Here is a 3,233-nt window from a genome sequence, read left to right on the forward strand (position 1 = left end):
CGCCGTAGACGCGTTCGAGGGTAACCGTGCCTGTGGAGAGGATCCGGCGGCGGCGCACGATCTGGACAGCCTGTACGGCGTGCGGGAAGTCGATACCGCGCGCGATGGTGCAGGTCTTGATCCGGCGGATCTCGTCGCGACCGTGCGCGATTGTGCGGGTTCTGCCCTGAAGCGGGACTTCTCGCCAGGGCAGCTGCTTCAGCTGCTGCTGGAGGGTGGGGTGGTTGCCCTTGATCACGGCGATGTAGTGGGCCTGCTTGTCCTCGACCAGGAAGCGGGCGTGCTCGGTCTGCGAGTGCAGCGCGTCGAAGGTGACCACAACACCGACGAGGTCGAGGGGTGCGAGGAGGGGCTTGAAGACGGTGATCTCGTTGGTTTTCGAGCCGACCTCGCGCTGGGCGATGACCTGGCCGCTTGCGGTCATGGCGGCGAGGAGGTGGACCTGGGTGCCATCCAGGCGGCGGGCGCCGCGGACGGTCTTGCCGTCGACGGCCAGCGCGCGGCGGTGACGCTGGTCCGAGGGTCGGCCGGGTCGTGACGGTTCGTGGTCGCGGTCACCAAGCCAGCTGCTGATCGCGGCGTCGAGGGCGTCGCCGTCGATGCGTTGCAGGAGACGGCGCAGGGTGGCCTCGGTCGGGGCGACCGGCCCGGTCGGTTCACGCACCGGTCCGCCGAGCGCGGTGAGCACGGCCGGTGGCGCGTCGGCAACCCACTCGGCGATCGCTGCCAGAGACTTCGCGCCCGCAAGCACAGCGCACGCGGTCAATGCCAGGAGGAAGGCCAGAGGATGACGGCGACCGGAGGACCGCCGCGGATCGGGCACCTCGGCCAGGCGTTCCAGCAGGCCAGGGTGCTCGTCGGGAGCGGGCGGTGGCGCGGTGACGAGTTGGCTCAGGCCGGCCGGGATGGGCGATGATGAGCGGGCAGGCACGGTCTTCCGTTTGCGGTGGCCGGGGATTCGATACCTCATGATCACCCGCAGACCGTTTCTTCCTCCGCTCGTCCCATCCGCGAACACGCCAGTTGCACCAGCCAGCTGAACTAGCATCAACCAGACACACCGTCTAAGCAACGCCGCCCTAGACCGCGTCCCTTGGGCGGTTCACAGGTTAGGAGCCCGGTTCGGGTCGTTGTAGCGGCTGCCCGCGAAGTGGGCGAGCCCGTCTCGCAGGTCGCAGGCATGGACCGCAGCGCGGTCCTTCATAGAGGGGCCGTAGATCCGCCACCAGCCGTCTTCGCGGCCGGCGGCGCGATGGTTCTTGAGCCACGACGGAGAGGGCTCGTGGCCGTCGAGGAACAGCACGCGCAGTTCGGTCTCCGGCTTGACCTCCTTCAGACGGCCGCGCTTGTCACGGATTAGTGCACCCTTCTTCGTTCGCTCGGTGCCTCCGATGACGGCGATCTCGGAGACGATGTCCCAGGGAATCGTGAAGGGGATCACCTTCCGCAGCCGCCAGTACGGCTGACGCTGGACCGTGAGCCCATGCGAGTCGACTGTGATCACGTCCGGGCCGGGACGGCGCTCGGAGTACCAGGCGATACCTGCACCCAGGCCCATGAAGGCGAAGAGCACCCCGATGACGAGGGCGACCCAGAATTCCTGTGGACGGTTCGTCTCCAGAGCCCAGAACCCAAAGACTCCAACCAGGACTCCGCAGATGGCCATTGCGATCAGTGGCCGCCACTCACCCGACTTCTCCACGTCCTGCTGGCTCTTGGTCACGACGCTCTTCGTGGGGGCGGGGGCGGGCCCGCGGTCCGAGCCGGCCGGCGCTGCCTTCGGCGCGCCCGCACCATCGTCCGGCGACGCGGGGAGGTGTGCCGGAGGGTGGTTCTTCCCGCCGGCGTCGATTGCGGTGCGGGGGTGCGCTTCCGGCGCCACATCCCCGATGGCCCTCGCTTCGCCCACAACAAGGGTGTGCAGGGCGTGGGTGCGTTGCCGGATCGCGTCACGGGCGCCGGTGACGCCCATCCAGGCGCCCGGGCCGAGTGCGTCGCCGAGTTCGGCCTCGCACAGGGCTCGCACCTGCTCGGGTGTCGGACGCTGCTGAGGGTCCTTGTCCAGGCAGGCGGCGATCAGCCGGTGCAGCGGCGGTGCGAGGTGGGTGAGGTCGGGCTGGTCGGCGACGATGCGGTGGGCGACGGCCCATTCGTTGTCGGCGGCGAACGCCTCGCGGCCGGTGGCCAGGAAGTGGAGGGTGGAGCCCAGGGCGAACATGTCGGAGGGCGGACCGACCGGGCGGCCGAGGGCCTGTTCGGGCGACATGTACAGCGGGGTGCCGATCCGGGTGGAGCTGCTGCGGTAGGTGACGGACTGGGTGAGGGATTTGACGATGCCGAAGTCGATGACCTTCGGTCCGCTCTCGTCCAGCATGATGTTGCCGGGCTTGAGGTCGCGGTGCACCACGTCCGCCGCGTGGATGTCGGCCAGGGCGTGGGCGATGCCCCAGGCCAGCAGCATCACCTCTCCGGCCGGCAGCGGCCCGCCGGCGGTGACGAGGTCCCGCAAGGAGGGGCCGGCCACATAGCCGGTGGCCAGCCACGGCCGCTCGCCTTCCGGATCGGCGTCCAGCAGCGGTGCCAGGTGCGCGCCGCGTACCCTCTGCGCCGCGGCCACCTCCCGGGCAAACCTACGGCCGAACTCCGCGTCACCGGCGAACTCTCCACGGATCACCTTCACCGCCGCCGGCTGCCCGCCCGGAGAGAACGCGAGGAACACCTGCCCCATCCCGCCCTCACCCAGCCGTGCCACCAGCCGGAAGTCCCCAAGACTCCCTGGATCTCCCGGCCGCAGCACCGGAAACCCGAACACCGCCCTCGACATACGCCTTCCCCCATGCTGCCCGGCCGCGCGGACCGCAGGCCATTCCTCAGCCACATACTGCGCGACCACAGGTCACCGAAATCGCACCGGCCGTCACGGCTCAGGACACCGCTGCACTATCTCCATCGTGCGTAGGAAACAGCAGACCGGGCCTTCGTGCCGATGAACAGACGGCTCTGATGCTCGCATCCGTCCCTCCTTGGCAACAAGGCCAGGCGGCCGGTCATGCAAGACCGGCCGCCGCAGCCTGATCCCGCGGGCCTATATGAGCTGCCCATATCCGGACATACCACCCCTAGATTCACATCGCCGCTGAGCTCAGCCACCACGCCCGCTCCTTCGCCACCCGCTCGCCATGGTCGGCTTCACGTGATCAAACCGGACAGATCGCTCGAACGACGCTGCCCTG

At 69.1% G+C, this 3,233-nt stretch carries 2 protein-coding genes; both read right to left on the minus strand.

Annotated elements, in window-relative coordinates; translation table 11 throughout:
- Positions 1 to 970: ISAs1 family transposase (locus ABTY56_RS38515; protein ID WP_350634355.1), on the minus strand; the 970-nt coding region annotated here is incomplete at its 3' end.
- Positions 971 to 1,102: 132 nt separating this feature from the next.
- Positions 1,103 to 2,824 (minus strand): serine/threonine-protein kinase, encoded by a 1,722-nt coding sequence (locus ABTY56_RS38520; protein WP_350634354.1) that lies wholly within the window; start codon positions 2,822 to 2,824, stop codon positions 1,103 to 1,105.
- Positions 2,825 to 3,233 lie beyond the last annotated feature (409 nt).

This window comes from Kitasatospora sp. NPDC097691 (assembly GCF_040302665.1).
Lineage (GTDB): Bacteria > Actinomycetota > Actinomycetes > Streptomycetales > Streptomycetaceae > Kitasatospora.